The 21,411-nt window shown below is 69.0% G+C and carries 16 protein-coding genes and 2 pseudogenes; 12 read left to right on the top strand and 6 right to left on the bottom strand.

Annotated elements, in window-relative coordinates:
• Positions 1-79: 79 nt before the first annotated feature.
• From ACFZDJ_RS34130 to ACFZDJ_RS34120, 3 genes and pseudogenes are all read right to left on the bottom strand, one after another.
• A complete protein-coding gene (locus ACFZDJ_RS34130) occupies positions 80-382 on the bottom strand; it encodes an antibiotic biosynthesis monooxygenase family protein (protein WP_330308893.1) in 303 nt (100 codons plus the stop codon).
• Between the two features lie 138 nt (positions 383-520).
• Positions 521-934: pseudogene (locus ACFZDJ_RS34125) on the bottom strand (hypothetical protein); the annotation flags it as partial.
• 221 nt (positions 935-1,155) lie between these two features.
• A complete protein-coding gene (locus tag ACFZDJ_RS34120) occupies positions 1,156-2,118 on the bottom strand; it encodes a PfkB family carbohydrate kinase (protein ID WP_390934446.1) in 963 nt (320 codons plus the stop codon).
• 259 nt (positions 2,119-2,377) lie between these two features.
• Between ACFZDJ_RS34120 and ACFZDJ_RS34115 the strand changes: the two genes are divergently transcribed.
• From ACFZDJ_RS34115 to ACFZDJ_RS34100, 4 genes are all read left to right on the top strand, one after another.
• Positions 2,378-3,394 (top strand): substrate-binding domain-containing protein, encoded by a 1,017-nt coding sequence (locus ACFZDJ_RS34115; protein ID WP_391064649.1) that lies wholly within the window; start codon positions 2,378-2,380, stop codon positions 3,392-3,394.
• A gap of 212 nt (positions 3,395-3,606) precedes the next feature.
• On the top strand, positions 3,607-4,602 hold the full coding sequence (locus tag ACFZDJ_RS34110; protein ID WP_391064646.1) for an ABC transporter permease: 996 nt from the start codon (positions 3,607-3,609) through the stop codon (positions 4,600-4,602).
• Entirely contained in the window at positions 4,599-5,435 is an 837-nt protein-coding gene (locus ACFZDJ_RS34105; RefSeq protein WP_391064643.1) for an ATP-binding cassette domain-containing protein, read from the top strand. The genes ACFZDJ_RS34110 and ACFZDJ_RS34105 overlap by 4 nt, the downstream gene beginning before the upstream one ends.
• A gap of 75 nt (positions 5,436-5,510) precedes the next feature.
• On the top strand, positions 5,511-6,533 hold the full coding sequence (locus tag ACFZDJ_RS34100; RefSeq protein ID WP_391064640.1) for a substrate-binding domain-containing protein: 1,023 nt from the start codon (positions 5,511-5,513) through the stop codon (positions 6,531-6,533).
• Positions 6,534-7,152: 619 nt separating this feature from the next.
• On the opposite strand, the gene ACFZDJ_RS34095 is transcribed toward ACFZDJ_RS34100, so the two are convergent.
• Both ACFZDJ_RS34095 and ACFZDJ_RS34090 read right to left on the bottom strand, forming a co-directional pair.
• The gene (locus ACFZDJ_RS34095; protein ID WP_391064916.1) at positions 7,153-7,500 is read right to left on the bottom strand and encodes a transposase; all 348 of its coding nucleotides are present in this window, start codon (positions 7,498-7,500) and stop codon (positions 7,153-7,155) included.
• Between the two features lie 141 nt (positions 7,501-7,641).
• Positions 7,642-8,271 carry a TetR family transcriptional regulator gene (locus ACFZDJ_RS34090; RefSeq protein ID WP_390934453.1) on the bottom strand — a complete coding sequence of 210 codons (630 nt, stop codon included), beginning with the start codon at positions 8,269-8,271 and terminating at the stop codon, positions 7,642-7,644.
• Between the two features lie 468 nt (positions 8,272-8,739).
• On the opposite strand from ACFZDJ_RS34090, the gene ACFZDJ_RS34085 reads away from it, so the two are divergent.
• Positions 8,740-9,393 (top strand): nuclear transport factor 2 family protein, encoded by a 654-nt coding sequence (locus tag ACFZDJ_RS34085; RefSeq protein WP_391064637.1) that lies wholly within the window; start codon positions 8,740-8,742, stop codon positions 9,391-9,393.
• A 447-nt stretch (positions 9,394-9,840) separates the two neighbouring features.
• On the opposite strand, the gene ACFZDJ_RS34080 is transcribed toward ACFZDJ_RS34085, so the two are convergent.
• Complete coding sequence (locus ACFZDJ_RS34080) at positions 9,841-12,057, bottom strand: alpha-galactosidase (protein ID WP_391064634.1); 2,217 nt, start codon at positions 12,055-12,057, stop codon at positions 9,841-9,843.
• A 171-nt stretch (positions 12,058-12,228) separates the two neighbouring features.
• On the opposite strand from ACFZDJ_RS34080, the gene ACFZDJ_RS34075 reads away from it, so the two are divergent.
• From ACFZDJ_RS34075 to araB, 7 genes and pseudogenes are all read left to right on the top strand, one after another.
• A complete protein-coding gene (locus ACFZDJ_RS34075) occupies positions 12,229-13,299 on the top strand; it encodes a substrate-binding domain-containing protein (RefSeq protein WP_390934457.1) in 1,071 nt (356 codons plus the stop codon).
• Between the two features lie 145 nt (positions 13,300-13,444).
• Positions 13,445-14,758, top strand: coding sequence for an extracellular solute-binding protein (locus tag ACFZDJ_RS34070; RefSeq protein WP_391064630.1), 1,314 nt, complete (start codon positions 13,445-13,447; stop codon positions 14,756-14,758).
• Between the two features lie 600 nt (positions 14,759-15,358).
• Positions 15,359-15,403 (top strand): annotated as a pseudogene (locus ACFZDJ_RS34065) (hypothetical protein); the annotation flags it as partial.
• Entirely contained in the window at positions 15,397-16,056 is a 660-nt protein-coding gene (locus tag ACFZDJ_RS34060) for an ABC transporter permease subunit (protein ID WP_391064627.1), read from the top strand. The pseudogene ACFZDJ_RS34065 and the gene ACFZDJ_RS34060, both read left to right, overlap by 7 nt.
• Positions 16,053-16,907 (top strand): ABC transporter permease subunit, encoded by an 855-nt coding sequence (locus tag ACFZDJ_RS34055; RefSeq protein WP_391064624.1) that lies wholly within the window; start codon positions 16,053-16,055, stop codon positions 16,905-16,907. Before ACFZDJ_RS34060 ends, ACFZDJ_RS34055 begins: the two co-directional genes overlap by 4 nt.
• Before the next feature lie 87 nt (positions 16,908-16,994).
• Positions 16,995-19,559, top strand: a complete 2,565-nt coding sequence (locus tag ACFZDJ_RS34050; RefSeq protein WP_391064621.1) for a CBM35 domain-containing protein — start codon at positions 16,995-16,997, stop codon at positions 19,557-19,559.
• 90 nt (positions 19,560-19,649) lie between these two features.
• On the top strand, positions 19,650-21,374 hold the full coding sequence (gene araB / locus ACFZDJ_RS34045; RefSeq protein ID WP_391064618.1) for a ribulokinase: 1,725 nt from the start codon (positions 19,650-19,652) through the stop codon (positions 21,372-21,374).
• Positions 21,375-21,411: the final 37 nt, after the last annotated feature.

Genomic DNA, 21,411 nt, shown 5'->3' with positions numbered 1-21,411 from the left:
CCCAAGTGGTGCCCCATCGTTTTGGCAAGTGAGTGCGGGATGAGACCGCGCCCCGGTGGAGGCCCTTGTCAACGGCTCGTCACGGATTCGTGGCCAGCGGGTTCAGGAACGTCAGCACGGAGGCGTCCTCTTCGATCAGCGGAACGAGGGCGGCGTTGAAAGGGCCGCCGTACGGGGCCTTCAGGTGCGCCTGGAAGGCGTCCTCGTCCCGGTACACCTCGAAGATCCAGAAGGCGCGCGGGGCGGCTGCCTTGGTGTAGACGTCGAAGGCGAGGTTGCCCTCTTCCTCGCGCACCTTCAGGGCGTAGTCGCCGATCAGACGGGCGACCTCGTCCTGTGCTCCCTCGCGGGCGGTGAACTCGGCGAGCAGGGTTTTCTTCACGGTCTCGTGTCCTTGTCAGTCGTGGGCGTCGGTCGTGGGCGTCAGTTGTGGGCGTCAGTTGTGGGCGCCGGTCGTGAACTGAGTCGTGGTGTCGTAGCCGATGACGGTCTCCTCGCCATTCGCGCCGGTGCGCATCTTCAGACCGAAGCGTTCGGCGTCCTTGAGGGAGAAGGTCGCCTCGATGTCGAGAGGTGACGCCGGACGGTCACCGCGTGCGGCTGCCGCAGGGACGACACGCTGTTCACGGGCCGGCTGGTCAGCCGGATGCTGTCGTCGACCGTACACAGGGCCATCTCCCGGGATGCTCTGCGCGCCGCGCCAAGGTGACGTGGGGATGGCCCGCTGTAGTCCCAGTTGTCCATCCAGCCGATCATGTACCGCTGGCCGGCGTAGGAGCGCATGTCGAAGGAGGCCCGGTCCAGGGTCTCGCTGTTGGAGCCGGTGGCGCTGCGGACGACCTTGCCGTCGACGATCAGGTTGACGGACGTCTCCTGGGAGACGAGCTGGGCCTGGGTGTCCGAGAGCATGCCGGGATACGCGTCCAGAACTCATGGTGTCTCCTGTGCTGTGGCCGTCCACTGGGCGGAGCCTGCGGCTCGTGCGTGGACCGGCCGAAACGTGACGCCCTGGTCGGCGTCGTCGTCCACGCGACCGAACCAGGGGTGTCATCGTTGACTTGTGTCATCGATGACATCAAGTGCCCGATGATGAGCGGAATCCGGCCGATGCGTCAAGGGTTGGGGCGGAACCGCCCGGCGCGGCCCGCCCGCCCGTCAGGCGCCGCCGGCGGCCGTGAGCTGCGCCGACTGGTTCCGCCACGGCGGATTGGGACCGGCGACCGAGCAGGTCAGGGCCGCGACCCGGGTGCCGAACCGGCAGGCTTCCGCGACCTCGTCGAGACCGAGATCGGCCAGCCGGCCACCGAGGAGTCCGCGGGCGCCGAGGTGGTGCAGCAGGCCGGCGGTGAAGGAGTCCCCCGCGCCGACCGTGTCGACGACCCGCGTGGCCACCGCGGGCACCCGCAGCCGTTCGCCGTCGAGCGAGGCCAGGGCGCCGTCGGCGCCGAGCGTGATCACGACGAGCCGTACTCCCGCCGCATGCCAGATGTCGCACGCCTGCTCGGGCGGAGTGCCCGGCAGGAGGAGTTCCAGGTCGTCCTCGCTCAGCCGCAGGATGTCGGCGAGAGCGCACCAGCGCGCCAGCCGGGCGCGGTAGACCTCGGGGCGCACCAGCAGCGGCCGGACGTTGGGATCGATGCTGATGGTGGCCCGCGGAGCAGCAGCCGCCAGGAACTCCTCCACCACCGCCCCGCCGGGCTCACGGACCAGCGCCAGCGACCCGGTGTGCACACAGACCGTTTCGGACAGATCCACCCTTGCCAGTTCCCCTGGAGTCCACTGCCAGTCGGCCGTGTTCTGCGCGTGGAACGAGAACGCGGCCTGCCCGGTGGCGTCCAGCTCCGCCACGGCCAGCGTGCTGGGCTCGGCGGCGGCGACGGCGTACGACAGGTCGACGCCGGACGCCTCCAGGTGGGCCCGGAACAGACGGCCGAACACATCGCCGGACAGGCGTGCGAGGAAGCGGGCCGGCGTGTCCAGCCGGGCCAGGGCCACCGCCGTATTCGCAGGTCCGCCGCCAGGCAGCACCCGCAGGGCGAGCTCGTTCGAGGCGTTTGCCGGTTCGGCGAAGGCGTCCGCGACGCACTCTCCCAGAACGGTGATCTGACGCGGGCTCATGGGCTGCTCTCTCTCGGAAAGGCTCTGAAAGACCGGGCAAAGGGGCGGCGCGGCGACACAGTCACTGACCGGCCGCGCGGAGCCGACGGCTACGGACGTTGCCGATTTGTGACGAGTGGAAGGCATTGACGTTGCCGGGATCCGGAGTCCATCATCCTGGCCAGGCAGTGTCAACGATGACATAAGTCAACGATGACACCCCGGGCGGCATGCTCTGATCCCAACCCCCGTGCCACCCGCTATCTCACAGGAGTCGATCATGTCTCGCATCACTCGCCTGCCCTCGTCCCTCCTCCGAGCCGCCGCGGTCACGGGCGTCGCGGCACTCAGCCTGACGGCCTGCGGGTCCGGCTCCGGTTCGGGCTCCACGAGCTCCGGCTCGGGCGAGGCGAAAGTCGGTCTGATCACCAAGACCGACACCAACCCGTTCTTCGTGAAGATGAAGGAGGGCGCGGAGAAGGCCGCCAAGGAGAACGGTGCCCAACTGTCCACCGCGGCAGGCAAGTTCGACGGGGACAACGCCGGGCAGGTCACCGCCATCGAGAACATGGTCGCCGCCGGGGTAAAGGGCATCCTGATCACCCCGAGCGACTCCAAGGCGATCGTGCCCGCGATCGAGAAGGCCCGGGCCAAGGGTGTTCTGGTCATCGCGCTGGACACGCCGACCGAGCCGGAGAGCGCGGTCGACGCCCTCTTCGCCACCGACAACCTCAAGGCCGGCCAGCTGATCGGCGAGTACGCCAAGGCCGCCATGAAGGGCAAGACGGCGAAGATAGCCGCCCTCGACCTGGCGCCGGGCGTCTCCGTCGGCGTCCAGCGACACAACGGTTTCCTGAAGGGCTTCGGCGCCACCGACAAGGACGTCGTGTGCGCCCAGGACACCGGTGGCGACCAGGCCAAGGGCCAGACCGCTATGGAGAACTGCCTGCAGAAGTCACCCGACATCAACGTCGTCTACACCATCAACGAACCGGCGGCCCTGGGCGCGTACACCGCGCTGAAGGCCAAGGGCCGGGAGAAGGACGTCCTGATTGTCTCTGTCGACGGCGGCTGCACCGGCACCCAGGCCGTCAAGGACGGCAAGATCGCCGCGACTTCGCAGCAGTACCCGCTGAAGATGGCCGCCGAAGGCGTCAAGGCAGTCGTGACGTACGCCAAGGACGGCAAGAAGGCGTCCGGTTACACCGACACCGGCGTCACGCTGATCACCGACAAGGCGCAGGACGGGGTCACGTCGAAGGACACCGCCTACGGCCTGGAGAACTGCTGGGGCTGAGCCCCCCAGGGCCTGTCGTCACATTCCCGTCGTCCGCCCGAGGCAGGCGGGAAGGTGACGACAGCCCCAGGACCGTACGACACCGCCACTCCCCTCAGCGGGGCGGTCGGCCCACCTCCCCGACCAGGGACGGCCGCCCCCCTTTGTCCCGTCGGCGGGGCTTCTGCCCTCGTCCTCCGACAAGGACATCTGTCTTCCGACAAGGACTTCGCATGACAGCCACGACAACGCCGTACTCGGAGCTCAAGGCACCGACCACGGCCCGCAGACTGCTCATGGCGCCGACCACCGGACCCCTGGCCGCCCTCCTCCTGGCCTGCGCCTTCTTCTCCTTCTCGACCGACCAGTTCCTGACCGGCGGAAACTTCTCGCTGATCGTGCAGCAGGTCATGGTCGTGGGCACCCTCGCCATCGGGCAGACCCTGATCATCCTCACGGCGGGGATCGACCTGTCGTGCGGGGCCGTGATGGCGTTCGGCAGCATCGTGATCGCCAAGATGGCCGCCGAGGGCTCCCTGCCCCCGCTCCTCGCCATCGCCCTGGGCCTGGCGGTCTGCGGCGGGTTCGGTCTGCTCAACGGGTTGCTGGTGCAGAAGATCCCGCTGCCGCCGTTCATCGTCACCCTCGGCATGCTCAACGTGGCGTTCGCGCTGACCCACATCTACTCCGAGGAGCAGACGGTCACCAACCTGCCCGGCCCGCTGACGGCCCTCGGGGAGACCTTCCCGCTGGGCCACACGGACATCACGTACGGCTCCCTCGTCACCATCGCCTTGTTCCTCCTGCTCGCCTACGCGCTGAGCAGCACCGGCTGGGGCCGGCACGTGTACGCCTTGGGCAACAGTGCCGAGGCCGCCCGGCTGAACGGCATCCGTACCTCCCGCCTGACCATCGGCATCTACACCGTCGCCGGCCTGCTGTACGGCATCGCCGCCCTGCTGCTCATCTCCCGCACCGGAGTCGGCGACCCGCAGGCGGGGCAGACCGACAACCTCGACAGCATCACCGCCGTGGTCCTCGGCGGCACCAGTCTCTTCGGCGGGCGCGGCTCGGTCCTGGGCACCTTCATCGGCGTCCTCATCGTCGGCGTGTTCCGCAACGGTCTCCAGCTGATGGGCGTCGCCTCCATCTACCAGACCCTGATCACCGGAGTCCTGGTGATCCTCGCGGTGACCGTCGACCAGCTCTCCCGGAAGAAGGCCCGATGACCGCCACCTCCTCCCCCACGCCCGTGCTGCAGGCCCGCGGTCTGGTCAAGCGGTACGGCCAGGTCACCGCCATCGACGGCGCCGACTTCGACCTGCTCCCCGGCGAGGTCCTCGCCGTCATCGGCGACAACGGCGCCGGCAAGACCAGCCTGATCAAGGCCCTCACCGGCGCGGTAATCCCCGACGCGGGCGAGATACGGCTCAACGGCGAGTCCATCGCCTTCTCCGGCCCGCAGAGCGCACGCGCCCACGGCATCGAGACGGTCTATCAGGACCTCGCCGTGGCCGCCGCCATGGACATCGCCTCGAACATGTTCCTCGGGCGCGAGCTGCGCCGCCCCGGCGTCCTCGGCAGTGTCTTCCGCATGCTGGACAAGAAGCGCATGCGCCAGGAGGCCGCCGAGCACATGGCCGACCTGAAGATCGGCCTGCGCTCGCTGACGCAGTCGGTGGAGACGCTCTCCGGCGGACAGCGCCAGGCCGTCGCGGTCGCCCGTTCCGTCGCCTGGGCCCGCTCCGTCGTCGTCATGGACGAACCCACCGCCGCCCTCGGCGTCAAGGAGTCCGGCCAGGTCCTCGACCTCATCCGCCGGGTCCGCGACAAGGGCATGCCGGTCGTCCTGATCAGTCACAACATGCCCCACGTCTTCGAGATCGCCGACCGGATCCACGTCCACCGCCTCGGCCGGCGCGCTGCCGTGATCAAGCCCTCCGACTACTCCATGGCCGAGGTCGTCGCCATCATGACCGGCGCTCTCACCGTCGACGAAGCCGGAGATACTGTCGTAGCGGATTCGGAGGCCGCGAAGGCCGCCGGAGTCCAGGCCACCTGACAGCACAACCCAGCTCTCGCAGTTTCCGGCCGAGGCCGCGGCCGGAACCGAGAGCCCTCAGGAGACGGTTTCTCCATGGCAGCGAACCGCCGCCCCACCCTGGCCGACGTCGCCCGCGAAGTCGGCGTCAGCGCCAAGACGGTCTCCCGAGTCCTCAACGAGGACGGACCCGCCTCCGCGCAGACCAGGGAACAAGTACTGGCCGCAGTGGCCAAGCTCGGCTTCCAGCCGAACCTCATGGCCCGCAACATCCGCGTCGGCGGCCCGGACACCACCATCGGCCTGGTCATCCCCGACCTCGCCAACCCCTTCTTCGGAGCCGTGGCCCGCGCCATCGAGGACACCGTCCGCGAACGCGGACTGACCCTCCTCATGGGCTCCTCCGCGGACGACCCCGAGCGCGAACGCGCCCTGACGGACAAGTTCCTCGCCCGCCGCGTCAGCATCCTGATCGTCGTCCCGTCCGTCGGCGCCGACCACTCCCACCTCAAGTCCCACCGTACGGCGGGACTGCCAGTGATTTTCCTCGACCGACCCGGAGTCGGCCTCGCCACGGACAGCATCGTCAGCTCCAACCGCACCGGAGCCCACGACGGCGTCGCCCACCTCATCGCCCACGGACACCGGCGCATCGGCTTCGTCGGCGACCTGCCCGTAAAGCTGTACACCCGCCGCGAGCGTCTGGCGGGCTACCGCTCTGCGCTGCAGGAAGCCGACATCCCCCACGACCGCTCGCTCGTCGCCAACGCCCACGACCAGCGAGGGGCCGAAGCCGCGACCGCGCAACTCCTCGGCCTGGCCGATCCCCCCACAGCCCTGTTCGCCGGCAACAACATCATGGCGCTGGGGATAGTCGCCGAACTGGCCCGCAGCAAGCGCAAGGACGTCGCCGTCGTCGCCTTCGACGACGTCTCGCTCGCCGAGGCACTCGAGCCGGCCCTGACCGTCGTCGCCCAGGACGCGGAAGAACTCGGCAGGGCAGCCGCGACCACCGCGCTGACCCGACTCGACGGCGACCGCACCCGCGCCCGCACCATCACCGTCCCCACCCACCTGGTCGTCCGAGGCTCGGGCGAACTCCCTGTCCCTGCGTTGTAGGAAGCGTGATCTGGAGTTGGCGCCGAACTGCACGGCCAGGCAGGCTGCCGAAATCGGCCGGCCGGCCTTGCCGCTCTTCGGTACGGCGGCGAACCCGCAGGTGGCACACCCCTGACCGCGTCGGAAGAGCACCGGCGCCTCGTGAGTACCACCATGAGACCAAGAACCGACTGATGCCCAGATGGCCCTGTCTGCGACGATGACCCACCGTGCCTTTGGCAGTTCCACGGGTAGACCGGCCTTCCAAGGTCTCCATGATCTCCCGGAGAAGCCGTTCCTGGGGAGAATCTCATCCGTAGTTATGAGCGTTCCGGCGGAGTGGGTGCTTCTCGGAATGTTCGAGTGCCGGATCGTGGCACCCAAGCAGCTGGGCGAACGATGCCTGAATGTAGATCGCGGACACGGAGGCTTTTCCAACCTCGTCGTGAGACTGCCAGGTTGGAAGCCTCAGGGTGCGCGGGAAGCCCTGTCGGCTCAAGCAACGTTCATCGCCTCGGCGCCCCCCACCATCTCCCGTGCTGGTGAAAGACGCGGTTCCAGTCTTCGCAAGTGGCATCATCGGGCACTGCTATGAGCATCGATTTCGCTTCGTCACACACGCGCTCGGCCTGAGCCGCGGTCAGGCGTCGGCAGTTCGAAAGCAGCCCGGCCAACTCGGCCGCCAGCGGATCATCGGGCCGCGACGGCTCAGGAAGCTCGACACCGGTGATGGCACCCCCATTCCTAGGGGTACCGCTTCTTCCTCGGTCATCATGCGTGGGTCCACCTCAACTCGCGGCGACGAAACCAGAGGCGGCGTCCACACCTGCTGACCAGCGTTGGGCAGGGAGGCCATGATCTGGCCCCAGACCCCGCATTTGCGCCAGGTCTTGTACCGGCTGTGGATGCCCTTCCACGCACTGAACCGCTCGGGCAGCTCCTCCCCCAGGACGCCCGTGCGCGCCTTATAGAACATCGCGTCGAGCATCACCCGCCCAGGTCGGCATTTGCGCTAAACGCTGGACGTATCACCAAACAGAACTGTCGTGGCCGGCGCGCACATCCATATGACTCAGCAGCCACCGGATGACTCAGCAGCCACCGGTCGCTCATCCGGCTGCGCCGCAGGTCAGTCCGCGTCACCGCGGAACGCCCCGGCCACCACGGGGACCAGCTGCCGCTCGATCTGCTCGGCGGACATGGCGGCCAGCTCGGTGCCGATGGGTGCCAGCGCGAGCCAGTTCAGCAGGCCGGCTGCGCATCGCGTACGGAAGATCAGTTCCTGCTCGTCGACTCCGGGAAGGTGCGCTGTCAGCACCCGGAGGGCCGCCCGGCGGCTCTGGTCGAACTTGCCGTCCAGCCGATCCCACCCCTGGGGCGGTTCGATGCCGACGCGCGCCACAGTCCGCATCACGGCCAGGTCTTGTCCACCGGCCGCCAGTGCGCGCACCATCGGCCGGGCGAACGCTGCCGCCACCTCATGGAGTGTCGCAGTGGAGGCGAGGGCATCGAGTTCCAGGATCTTTTCGTCCAGATACCGTTCCAACGCGTGCTCTATCGCCGAGTCGCACAGCGCCTTCAGCGACCCGAAGTGGTAACTCACCGCGGCGACGTTGGCTCCGGCGCGATCTGTGATCTCGCGGAGTGTCACGCCCTCCTGGCCTCGTTGCGCGAGCAACTCCAGGGCGGCCGTCTGCAGGCCGTCCCGCGTGCGCTGACCGGCCTCTCGGCGCAGGTCCGTCTTTTCCGCCCGTATCATGGCATATATTCAAGCAGCCGCTTGAGTACATTGTCAAACAGTCGCTTCACGGATCGGGGCTGAACTCGAGCGAATCCGATCCCAACGTAAGCGTGACGCCAAGCGCGGCACCGGTGCCAAGGCCCGCGAGAAGGCGGAGGCCGCCCACGTGCGCGCCGAGTACGCGCCGAGCACTCGCCGATCGAACACCCCACCTCGAAGCGGCGGTTGAAGACCCCGAAGCCCCGAAGAGCGGACGGCCGGGTCGCCGAACGCCGCCCCGGATCGCTGCCGCAGACCCGATCCGACCAGCCGCGACACGGCCGCGTGGGCGCGCCTCCACGGCTGCGCGACCACACAATTCAAACATTGGCTTGACGACTTGCACTGCCGTCCATAAGCTCAAGCGAGCGTTTGATTTACTAAGAACGCCGGAGAGACCGTTGCGACGGATCTCAGATCCTGAGAACAAACCTGGAGGAACACGACATGAAGCTGCTCAGCCGGAAGTCGATCACCGCCACGGCCGCGATAGCGATCCTGGGTGGTCTTTCCATCGCCGCTGCGCCGACACAGGCCGCAAGCCCCGCCCACAGCAATGCGGCGGTCCACAGCAGTACGGCGGTCCACGCGGACCTGACTCCTGGCGAACTGGCGAAGCTGCCGCTCACGGACCGCCACCTGACCAAGCACGAGAGGGCCAATCTCGCGGTCGTCCTGCGCGCCTACCACGTGGCGGAGGGCAAGAGCCTGGACGTCAACACGTTCGTCAACAGCTTCGCCAAGGACGGCGTCTTCAACGACATGGTCGCCGGCCAGGCATATCGGGGCAAGGCGCTCGGTGACGTGCTGCCCTACATGGCCAACCTCTTCCCCGATGTTCACCGTGACCTCAAGCGCATCACCGTGAACGGCGACGTGGTCAGCATCGAGCTGTCGATCCAGGGCACGTTCGAGGGACCGCTGCAGTCGCCGGCGGGCACCGTCAAGCCGACCGGCGCGAAGGTCGACGTGCCGACCGCCGACTTCTGGTACCTGCACAACGGCAAGGTCGAGAAGTTCAACTGCTTCGTCGGGTACTCGACCATGTACGCCCAGATGGGCGTGAACTTCGACTGGGCCTCGGCGGTCAACAAGCACTGAGTCGTTCCCCGGCGGGTGATGCCCGGCGCTACCGGCCGCGCATCACCCGCCACCCTGCGCAGAGGAGTTGGCGGCCGACGACAACGCCGCTGGGGGGACCCCCTGCTCGAAGAGCTTGGGGGCGGGCGTGCCAGACCCCGCGTCCGCGGCATGATCCGCCGGACAGGCCCGCGTGTCGCCGTGCTGTCGCTGACGCGTGGAGCACCGTCAGTCGTCCTTGCGGCTCATTGGGGACGGTCCCCCCGAGGGCGCAGGCACACACCAGGAACAGCCGTCCATCCGCTGCTCGACCACTCGGACAAAGATCGTGGGCCCGGCGCCTGCACGGCCCTCGCTGCCGACGGCCATTCCCGCCCGACCGGCTGACGCGCCGGCCTCCGTCCCCGCCGACAGCTACTCGTCGGTGGACCCACGCGCCCAGCGATCGGGTGCTGCCCGTCGAGGACGTCATACATGTGAAACGGGGCTCAGCCGGAGGAGAACGGCGGTGTTGGCACGAGGCAGGGACACGGTCAGTTTCCCGGCGCCCGCGTCCCACTCCGTGGCGGCACCGGCGGTCGCGGGATGCAGCACCGTGGTGTGAACGTGCGCGCCCCGCAGGTGGGGGACGGTGAGTGTGCGGTCGGTGTCGGCGGGGCTGTTCCCGTCGCCGACACCGACCGGGACGGTCCCGTCGCCATCACCACTCGGGACGGTCCCGCCGCCGGACCCGCGTCTCCAGATCACGAGGTACGTGGCCTCCTGCCCCCGCAGTCCATGGGCGATCCACTCGTCCTCCCAGGTGGGAAGGCCCAGTGGCCAGAACGGGTGCGTGCCGTTGATCTCGGGCCGGAGGTCCTTGTAGACCGAGATCGCCGAGCGGACGAGGTCGAACTGCTCGTGGCTCATGAGGTTGAGGAAGCCGGAGAGGTGGATGCGGCCGAGGAGCGCGCCGGTGAGGGTGAAGGCGATCTCGTCCAGGCTCTGGTCCGGCTGGGGGTACGCCCACACGGCGGCCTGCTCGGGTGTCGCGGCGGTGGCGGCCGCGGCGGCGATGGGCGGGTAGCGCAGCGGGTCCTGCTGGTCGCTGGTGGACTGGATTTGTGCCACCGCGAGTTGCGCGTAGTCCATGCGCAGGCCACCCGATCCGCAGTTCTCCAGGACGAGGTGGGGATGGCGGTCGAGGAGTCCGGTCATCCAGTCGAGGTGGGCGCGGTGGTGCCCGAGCAGCCCGGCGCCCGCGCTCTCGACACCCTTCGCCGTACCGACGCCGCCCTCCGTCCCCGGACCGATGTTGATGTTGTAGTCCAGCTTCAGGTATCCGACGCCCCATTCGCCGACCAGCCGGTCCACGACCTCGTCGAGGTGCGTGCGGGCGGCCGGGTGACGGAGGTCCAGGTGGTGGCGGCCGTGTTCCGTGACGCGCAGGCCGCCGCGTCGGAAGAACGCCTCGGGCGGCAGGGAGTGCGCCAAGGGGCTGCGTACGCCGACGACTTCGGGTTCGAGCCAGAGTCCCGGGGTCATACCGTGCCGACGGATGGCGTCCAGAACCTCCTGAATGCCGCCCGGAAAGCGGTTGGGGGCGGCCTCCCACGCGCCGACGGCGTCCCACCAGCCCTGAGCGTCGTCGTCGTACCAGCCGGCGTCGATCACGAAGACCTCGGCGCCCGCGGTCGCCGCCGCCTCGATGAGGGGCAGGAGCCGTTCGGTGGTGGGATCACCCATGAGGGTGTTCATGTAGTCGTTGTAGATCACCGGGAGGGTGTGGTGGTCGGGGTGGTCGCGACGGATGCCGCGGCGGTAGTCCGTGAGGGTCCCGAAGGCGGCGTCCAGGCCGCCGGTCTCCGTGCGGACGAAGACGGCGGGGACGGTGTGGAACTCCTGGCCGGGGGCGAGGGTGTGGTGCCACTGGTGGTGGGCGTCGTCGGGTCCGAACAGGGCGACGTAGGCCGCGCCCTCGCGTTCGCCGGTCTCGAAGCGCCAGCCCGCGCTGGACTCGATCTGCCAGAGCCAGGCGCGGCCCTCCCGGTCGGTGAGTGCGGCGACGGGGAGGTGGCGGCCGGTGGACCAGCTGCCCTGTGAGTAGCGCTCGAAGCAGCCGCGTCCCTCGTGGCCGTGGGCCGCTCGGCTCAGCGGGACGACCTCGTCGCGGAACGCGGCCTGCCGCCAGCGGCATTCGGCGAGCCAGTCGTTGTCCGCCCAGTGCAGGGTCAGTCCGTCGAGGCCGCCGTCGGCGTCGGAGATGCCACCGAGGGCCAGGGTCGTGACGCTCTCCAGCCGGAGCGGAGCGGCGCCCTCGTTGACAAGACGTACCCGTGCGCGCAGGAAACCCGCACCGGAGTCGGCGCCGGAGCCTGCCTCCAGGGTGACCTCGGCGGCCAGCCCGGTCGCCGGGTCCGCCAGCCGGATCGTCGTACGCTCCCGGCCTCCGTCCCGTCCGTCCCGCACCGTCTCGTGGTCGCGGTAGGTCAGACGGTCGCCGATGGCCGTCTCTATGAATCGATCTCCCGACCACATGCGCCCGTGGCCGGTCGCGGTGACCTCGACGAGGGGGACCAGGCGGGCCCAGTCCTGGCCGGGTGTCCCCAGTCTCACCGACCCCGTGGCGTCCAGGACGGCGTGCAGCCCGAGCTCCGGGTGCGACCAGATACGGGACCTCTCGACTGTTGCGACGACAGCGGTCAACGCATTTTCCCCTTCCGGGATGGTTCGGTCCTGCGGTGGCTTTCGTGGTTGCTGAGCTGGTGATTCGCACTCGGCGGGAGAGGAATGTGCCGCGCCGTCGGGCGTGTTCGAAAGGTAAATCCCCAGTTACGGTCTCTTGACGCCCACGTTGTGACCGCTCACAATCCTGGCATGGATGTGACCGGTCACACAAGCTCCGGCAGCCACGGCGACCCCCGTCAGGGGCAGCAGAAGGCCGCCAGTATTCGCGACGTCGCCCAGGCGTCGGGCGTCTCCTACCAGACCGTTTCGAGGGTCATCAACGGCCACCCGAACGTCCGGGAGGAGACCCGCAAGCGGGTCGAGGCGGCCATCGAAGCCCTGGGGTTCAGGCGCAACGCCACCGCGTTCGCACTGGCCAGCGGAGTGACCCGGTCGGTCACGGTCATCACGTCGAACACCGTCCTCTACGGCTATGCGGCCACCCTGCAGGGCCTGGAGGAGGCGTCCCGCGCCGCCGGATACACGCTGGGCGTGCGGGTCGTGACACCCGAGGACGACCTGGACCGCACGATCGCCGCGGCCGCCGACACCGGTGGCGGCGTGGTGGTCATCGGCTTCGACCGCCTCGGTGCCGCCGCCCTGGATCGCGTACCGGCACATGTGCCGTGCGCGGCGGTGGTGGAAGCGCCGCCGCCGGGCCGTACACCCGGCCGTCCGGCGGTGTGGGCCGACGACCGCGAGGCGGCACGGGCCGCCACGGAGCACCTGCTGGCACTCGGGCACGAGAACGTCCACTACGTAGCGATTCCCGCCTCGACCGGAACCCGGCGTCTGGCGGGACCTCGTGCCGAAGGCTGGCGCCAGGCCCTGGAAGCGGCCGGCGTCACCCCGCCCGCGCCGTGCGGCAAGGGCTGGGACGCCCAGGCCGGATACGAGGCCGGCAAGAAGCTCGCCCGGAACCAGGACGTCACCGCGATCCTGTGCGGCAACGACGACCTGGCGCTGGGTGTCCTGCGGGCCCTGCACCACGCGGGTCGGAGGGTCCCGCAGGACATCAGCGTCATCGGCTTCGACGACGCCCCGCACTCCGGCTTCGTCACCCCGTCCCTCACCACGGTCCGCATGGACTTCCACGGGCTGGGCCGCGCCGCGTTCGGGCTGCTGCGCTCCCAACTCGACACCGCTCAGCAGGAACCCGCTCCGGTACCGGCCGAACCCACCCTCATCCTCCGGGAGAGCTCGGGGCCACGCGACGCATGAGCCTCACCGGACGTCCGCACTCGCGATATCCGACACGTCCGCTGCGCCCGCGCTCGCCGTATCCGTCGGCCGCCTTCCCCGCAGTCATCGCCCGACTCCGCAGCACCGCCCCGCCTCCCTTCCGCGTACGACCAAGGATCTCGCCATGAGAAGAGCCGTCTCCGTCCTTGCCACCGCCTGTGTTCTCGGGCTGACCGCGACCGCGTGCAGTGACAGCACGGGTGCCACCACGGCCGCCGCACCCGAGGGCTCGGTCAACCCGACCGCCTCCCTCAAGGGCGTCACCCTCACCATGTGGGTCGCCCAGAACAGCGTCTCGGAGCCCAAGCAGGCCATCGAGGCGTTCGAGAAGGCCACCGGGGCCAAGATCACCACCGAGGTGATACCCGACCCCTACGAGTCGAACGTCCCGACCAAGCTCGCCTCGGGCGTCAAGCCGGACCTGATGTTCTGGCAGCCCACGGGCAGCACCCTGCCGTTCGTCCAGCCGGCCAAGAACCTGCTGCAGCTCGACAACGAGGACTGGGTCTCCAAGCTCGGCACGACGGAGAAGACCCTCGGCCAGGTGGACGGCCACCGCTACGCGGCCATCGTCACCAGCCCCGCGGTCCTCGGCGTCTACTACAACAAGGACGTCTTCGCGAAGGCCGGCATCACCACCATGCCGACCAGCTACGACGAGATGCTCGCCGACGCCGCGAAGATCAAGTCGAAGGTCTCGGGCGTGGCCCCGTTCTTCGAGGTCGGCGGCGACAAGTGGCCCCTGCAGTGGCAGGTCCAGGCCCAGATGACGGACCTGCCGCAGTCCTTCTGGGACAACCTCAACAAGAACAAGGACAGTTGGACCAACAAGACCATCGTCGACGCGATCACCAAGTACAAGACGAAGGTCCTCGACGGCGGCCTGGCGCAGAAGAACTACAAGACCGCCACCTTCGTCGACCAGGGCAAGGCGATCATGGACGGCACCGCCGCGATGGCCCTCAACGTCACCGCACTCCAGTCCGAGATCCAGGCGACCTCCAGCACGGCGGACATCGACAAGAAGCTCGGCTGGTTCCCCGTCGCCAACAGCTCCGCCAAGGCCGAGTACTCCCCCGACCAGACCAACGGCGTGGTCGCCTTCAACACCGGTGACGCCAGGCGGCAGAACGCCGCCCGGCAGTTCATGTCCTTCTGGCTCGGCCCGGACTACCCGGCCTACCTCAAGGCCAACAAGCTCGTGTCCGTGGAGCCGTCCGTGGCCAACCCCGACGGCCTGCCGCAGACCGCGATCGCCCAGGCCAAGGCGCTGTCCACCGCCTCGGGTGTCTTCCAGGTCAAGGCGCTCACCGCTCCCGACATGCACCTCGCCCTCGCCGACATGATCTACGGCAAGAAGACCCCGCTCCAGGTCGCCCAGGCTGCCGAGGACCAGTTCAAGCAGGTCCTCAAGGCACGCGGCGTCTCCGGCTTCTGACCGGCGCCCCTCAGGGGGTGCCTTGTGGATCACGCCGGAGTCGCGGGGGGGGCACGCACTCCCCCACTGCTCTGAGGGCGTGGGGGGACCCAGCGGCGTTGTCGTCGGTTGCCGACTCCCCCCGAGCTCTCGACTTCGCTCGAGCAGGGGGACCCCCATCGCGTCGACGCCCTCCTCGGCCTTGCAGCTGGACCAACCACAGCCCGCTCGGCCCGGCTTCGAAGGCACCGCCTCTTGGAGCCGGCCTGATCCACAGGACACCCCCAGCCCAGCCCCTCCCCCGGGCCGCCCGTCGGCGGAGTGCCCGGGGCCCCGTACCGGAGGTCAAGAAAGTGGTGGACACCGCCACGATGGACGCTATCGACGCCACGCGTGCGAAGGACCGAGATCACGACGACGACCAGGACCGGCCGTCCCGTCGCAACCGACTCCGCAGCAAGGCCAACCAGCCGTGGTGGTTCGCTCTGCCCGCGCTCGCCGTGTTCGGCGTGTTCTTCCTGCTGCCGAACCTGCTGAACTTCGTCTACCCGTTCACCGACTGGTCGGCGTTCCACTCACAGATCGGCTTCGTGGGCCTGTCGAACTTCAGCACCATCCTGCATGACGGGTCGATGGCCCGTGACATCCGCATCACCCTTGTGTACGCGGTCCTCGTGGCCGTCTTCCAGAACGGCTTCGGTCTCGCCCTCGCCCTGCTGCTGGAGCGCGACACCCGCTTCAACCGCTTCTTCCGCGCGGTCTTCTTCCTCCCGGTGCTGATCTCCGCGCTGGCCGTCGGCTACATCTTCCGCGCCCTGCTCGCCCAGGACGGGGCGCTCAACAGCATGCTGTCCTCGCTGGCGGGGCACCACGTCGACACCCCCTGGCTCGGCTCGACCACGTGGACGCTGGTCGTGGTGACCCTCATCCACGGCTGGAAGTGGATGGGCCTGGCCATGCTGATCTACCTGGCGGGCCTGAAGAGCATGCCCGGTGATGTGCTGGAGGCCGCCCGTATCGACGGGGCCGGCTGGTGGCGCACCTTCTGGTCGGTCCGGTTCCCGCTGCTCGCGCCCGCGGTCACCTTCAACGTGACGACCGCGCTGATCGGCTCCATGAACACCTTCGACATCGTCCAGGCCACCACCGGGGGCGGTCCCGGCAGTGAGACCGAGGTGTTCAACATCTACATGTTCCGCATCTTCGGCCAGGGCCTGTACGCGCAGGCGTCGGCGATGAGCCTGGTGCTCTTCCTGATCGTCGTCGTCCTCGCCGTGCCCGTCATCGTCGGCCTGCGCCGCAGGGAGAACAACCAGTGACCACCGTTACCGCGTTCGCCCCCGCACGCCTGCGCCCGCTGCGCTGGGTCCAGCCGCTCGCCGTCCTCCTGATCGCCGCCGTCACCATCGGCATCCCGCTGTGGCTGGTGGCGGTCACCTCGGTGAAGCCGCAGGCGGAGGCCATCAAGCCCAACCTCTCCCTGCCCCACCACGTCCAGGCCGCCGCGAACTACCAGCAGAGCTTCGACGAGGGCAAGGTCGTCCAGGGCTTCGTCAACAGCCTCCTGGTCGTCGCCCCGTCCGTCGTCCTCGTCCTGCTCCTCGGGGCCGGTGCCGCCTGGGTGTTCGCCCGCCGCAAGGGGCGCCTGGTCGACACCCTGTACGCGCTGAGCATCAGCGGGCTGCTGCTGCCTCCCGCGGTGATCACCATCGTCATGGAGCTGCGCCAACTGGGCCTGGCCGGCACCCGTCCCGGCATGATCGGCGTCTACGCCGGGATGTACCTGTCCACCTCGATCTTCTTCATGACCGGGTTCATCCGCGCACTCCCCGAGGAGTTGGAGGAGGCCGCCCGCATGGACGGCGCCGGACCGGTGCGGGTCTTCTTCCGCATCATTCTGCCGCTGCTGCGCCCGGTCATCGCCACGGCGACGATCATGGTGATGCTCTATGCCTGGAGCGACATCTTCTACGCCTTCTTCGTCCTCGGCGGCGGCGCCAAGGCCACTCTCCCGCTCAACCTCTACCAGGTCGCCAACGCGCAGCTCTACCTCAACAACTGGCACCTGATCTTCGCCTACGTTGTGATGATGAGCCTCCCCATGGTCCTCGTCTTCGTCATCGCGCAGCGCCGCATCGTCTCCGGCATCACGAGCGGCGCCGTCAAGTAGCTCCCGGGCGCGGCGCGTTCGCCCGCCCAGGTCACCCCGAAGCACACCGACAGCCTCCCGCGACACCGCGGGAGGAGGAGGACAGCCATGCCTCGAACACCTCGCAGACCCCGTTCTGTCCGCGGCCTCATGGGCGCGGTCGTGGTGACCGCCACCCTCGTGGGCACGGCGCTGACCGTCCCCGCCGCGCAGGCGGCCACCCCGCAGCTGACAGTCGATCTCGGCACGACCACCGGCGCGGTCATGCACGGAGCCAACGGCGCCCTGTACGGACTCAGCGACGACGGCGTGCCCGGCGACAGCCTGGTCACGCCCCTGCACATGACGAGCATCGCCCAGAAGGCGCCCGACGGCACCCAGCACCCCAACGGTGACGCGCTGGCCGTCCAGCCCGCCTTCGCCCGCGGGGGCGGCGGCGACAACCTGATCTACATGCAGGACATCTACGCCCAGTGGCCGTACGAGAACCTGGGGCTGAGCGACTATCTGTCCAAGGTCGACACGATGGTCAGCAAGGTCGCGGCCCGCTCCGACGCGAGCACGTTCGTGTGGGTGCCGTTCAACGAGCCGGACGGCAACTGGTACACGGGGCTGGGCAGTTCGACCACCGCCACGTACAACAGCGCGCTCGCGAGCTTCGAGAGCGACTGGACGACGGTCTACAACAAGATCCGCTCGATCATCCCGAACGCCCGCATCGCCGGCCCCAACGAGACCCACTACGACGCCCGCCTGATGGGGGACTTCTACCCCTGGGCCAAGGCCAACAACGTCCTGCCGGACATGACCACCTGGCACGAACTGGACCCCAGTTCCCTGTCCAACTTCGAGGGGAACCTCGCCGCCTACCGGACCATCGAGAGCAACGCCGGCATCAGCGCGCGGCCGGTCAACATCAACGAGTACGGTGACCGCCGCGACCTGTCGGTCCCGGGCCAGATGGTCCAGTGGATGTCCATGTTCGAACGGAACAAGGTCTACGCCGACCAGGCGTACTGGGACATCGCGGGGAACCTGGACGGCAACGTCAGCCAGACCAACGTCCCCAACGGCGACTGGTGGCTGCTGCGTTGGTATGCGGCGCTGACCGGCCAGACCGCCAAGGTGACCCCGCCGCAGTCCAACGTGATCGACACGCTCCAGGGCATCGCGTCCCTCGACACCGGCCGTAAGCAGGCCCAGGTCCTCCTCGGCGGCGGCACCTCCGGCTCGGCGAACACCGTCGTGCAGCACATACCGTCGTCGTTCGGCAGCACCGTCAACGTCTCGGTGGAGCGCACCGCCTGGAGCGGTTACGAGGGCGCGGGCCCCGCGCCGACCGTGCTGGCCCGCAGTACGTACACCGTCGCCTCGGACGGCAGCATCACCGTGCCGCTGACCAACCTCGACCCCATGGCGGCCTACCGGATCGTCGTCAACCCCGCGGGCACCGGCACGCCCACCGCGGCGAGCACGCCCTGGTCGGCGTCGTACGAGGCCGAGAACGCGACCATCACGGACGGGACCGTCTACACCCAGGGCTCCGTCTCCAACGCCTACGGCTACGCCACCTCGGGCACCAAGGACGTCGGCAGCCTGAACCAGACGGACAGCAAGGTCGCCTTCAGCGTCAGCGTCCCCACCACGGGCACGTACAACCTCAACGTCTTCTACGGCAACCAGTCCGGCGGCCCGGCGACCCAGACCCTCACCGTCGACGGCGGCTCGTCCCAGACGGTCACCTACTCGCCGACGCTGAACTGGACCTACCGCTCCACGGCCGGCGCCTCGGTGTCCCTGACCGCGGGCACCCACACGATCACCCTGGCCAAGGGGACCAACGAGGTCACCCTCGACAAGATCGACCTCACCGCGGCCTCCACCGCGGACACCTCCTACCCGGCCACGTACGCGGACATCACCGGCTCGCCCACCTACAGCTACACGGCCTCCGGCACGACCGGTGCCGGGGCCCTGGCCCTGACCTCGGGCTCCTCCGCCGCCTTCGACGTCTACGCGCCGACCGACGGCTACTACACCGTGCACACCGACTACTCCTCCAACGGGTCCGGCACCCTCACCCTGGACGGCGCCACCGCCGTCACCCTCGCCACCACGAGCGGCACGCTCACCGACAAGAGTTCGCGGCTGTACCTGTCGGCGGGCAACAACCGCATCACCGCGGCCACTTCGGGCTCCACCACGCTGACACTGCGCGACCTGCGCGTCTCCGCGAGCGCCGACACCACGGGCGTCACCGCCTACGAGGCCGAGAGCGGCACCCTCGCGGGAACCGCCGTCGCCACGTCGGACACCTGGGCCTCCGGTGGCAAGTACGTCGGCTACATCGGCAACGGCTCGGCCAACACCCTCACCGTCAAGGTGAGCGCCGCCAGTGCCGGGCGGTACGTCATGAACGTCCGCTACGCCAACGACCAGGTCTCCGGCTCCGGGAACTACAACACCAACGTCGTCTCCCGGGCGGCCCAGATCTCGATCAACGGCGGCACCGCGCAGACCGTCATGTTCCGCAACAACTACAGCTGGTCCACCTATTGGGACCTGCCCGTCCCGGTCACTCTCACCGCTGGCACCAACACGGTCACCTTCGCCGACGCCGGCGCCTACGCACCGAACATCGACCGCATCACCGTCGCGCCGGTCACCGGCTGACGCCCAACCCCGGTCGGGGCTCGGGCACTTGAGCCTGGCCCCGACCGGAACCCCCTACTCCGCAGATTTCCTCTCTCCACCTCATCCAGCATGTCGAACAGAACACGAAATACCGAACAGAAGGGCGACCCGGTGGTGAACGCCGAGCACAGCGAACACACCCACCCCGACACCTACGTCATCGGAGTCGACTACGGGACGCTGTCCGGGCGGGCCGTGGTGGTCCGCCTCGCCGACGGCGCCGAACTGGCCGCCGCCGAGCACCCGTACACCCACGCCGTCCTCGACCGGAAGCTCCCCGACGGGACCCCGCTGCCGCCCGACTGGGCGCTGCAGGTGCCCGCGGACTACATCGACGTCCTGCGGATCGCCGTACCCGAGGCCCTGGCCCGCTCCGGTGTGCGGCCTGAGCAGGTCATCGGTATCGGCACGGACTTCACCGCGTGCACGGTCCTGCCGGTCCTCGCGGACGGCACGCCCCTGTGCGAACTGCCCGACCTCGCCGGTCGCCCGCACGCCTACGTCAAACTGTGGCGCCACCACGCCGCGCAGGCCCAGGCCGACCGCATCACCGCACTGGCCGACGAACGCAAGGAGCCCTGGCTGCGGCGGTACGGCGGGAAGATCTCCTCGGAGTGGGAGTTCGCCAAGGCCCTGCAGTTGCTGGAGGAGGACCCCGAACTCTACGAGCTGACCGACCGCTGGATCGAGGCCGCCGACTGGATCGTGTGGCGCCTGTCCGGCACCTACGTCCGCAACGCCTGCACCGCCGGATACAAGGGCCAGCTCCAGGACGGCAGTTACCCCTCTCCCGACTACCTCGCCGTGCTCAACCCCGGCTTCGCCGACTTCGTGACCGCCAAGCTGGACCAGCCGATCCGCCAACTCGGCGACCTGGCAGGGGGGTTGACGGCCGAGGCCGCCGCGTGGACGGGCCTGCCCGAAGGCATCGCCGTGTGCGTGGGGAACGTGGACGCCCATGTGACGGCACCCGCGGCCACCGCGGTGGAACCGGGCCGGATGGTCGCCATCATGGGTACCTCCACCTGCCATGTGATGAGCTCCGACCAGTGGGCCGAGGTGCCCGGCATGTGCGGGGTCGTCGACGGGGGCATCCTGCCGGGCCTGTGGGGCTACGAGGCCGGGCAGAGCGGCGTCGGAGACATCTTCGGATGGTTCGTGCGCACCGCCTTCCCCGTGTCGTACGCCGAGGAGGCCGCCGCACTCGGCCGCGACCCGCACGAACACCTCACCGCACTCGCCGCCGAACAGAAGGTGGGCGAGCACGGGCTGATCGCCCTGGACTGGCAGAGCGGCAACCGGTCCGTCCTGGTCGACCATGACCTGAGCGGCGTCCTGGTGGGTCTGACGCTGTCCACCCGCCCCGAGGACGTCTACCGGGCGCTGCTGGAGGCCACCGCCTTCGGCACCCGCACCATCATCGAGGCGTTCGAGACGTCCGGTGTGCCGGTCCGAGAGCTGATCATCGCGGGCGGGCTGACGAAGAACGCGCTGCTGATGCAGATCTACGCCGACGTCACCCGTCTCCCCCTCGGTGTCATCGACTCGGCGCAGGGTCCCGCGCTCGGCGCGGCGATGCACGCGGCGGTCGCGGCCGGGGCGTACCCGGACATCCGGGCCGCCGCCCACGCCATGGGCAAGGCCCGCCCGGCCGTCTACCGGCCCGACCCCGAGCGGGCCGCTGCCTACGACCGCCTGTACGCCGAATACCGGCTCCTGCACGACTACTTCGGCCGCGGGGCCAACGAGGTCATGCACCGCCTGCGCCACCTCCGCGCCCAGGCGTCCGCCTGAGCGGCACCCCCGCCCGGTGGTCAACTCCCTTGGAAAG

It is taken from the genome of Streptomyces sp. NPDC007896, assembly GCF_042959425.1.
In the GTDB taxonomy this organism is placed as follows: domain Bacteria; phylum Actinomycetota; class Actinomycetes; order Streptomycetales; family Streptomycetaceae; genus Streptomyces.
Note: the sequence above shows the minus strand (reverse complement) of the source record. Positions and strands in the feature narration are given on the sequence as shown.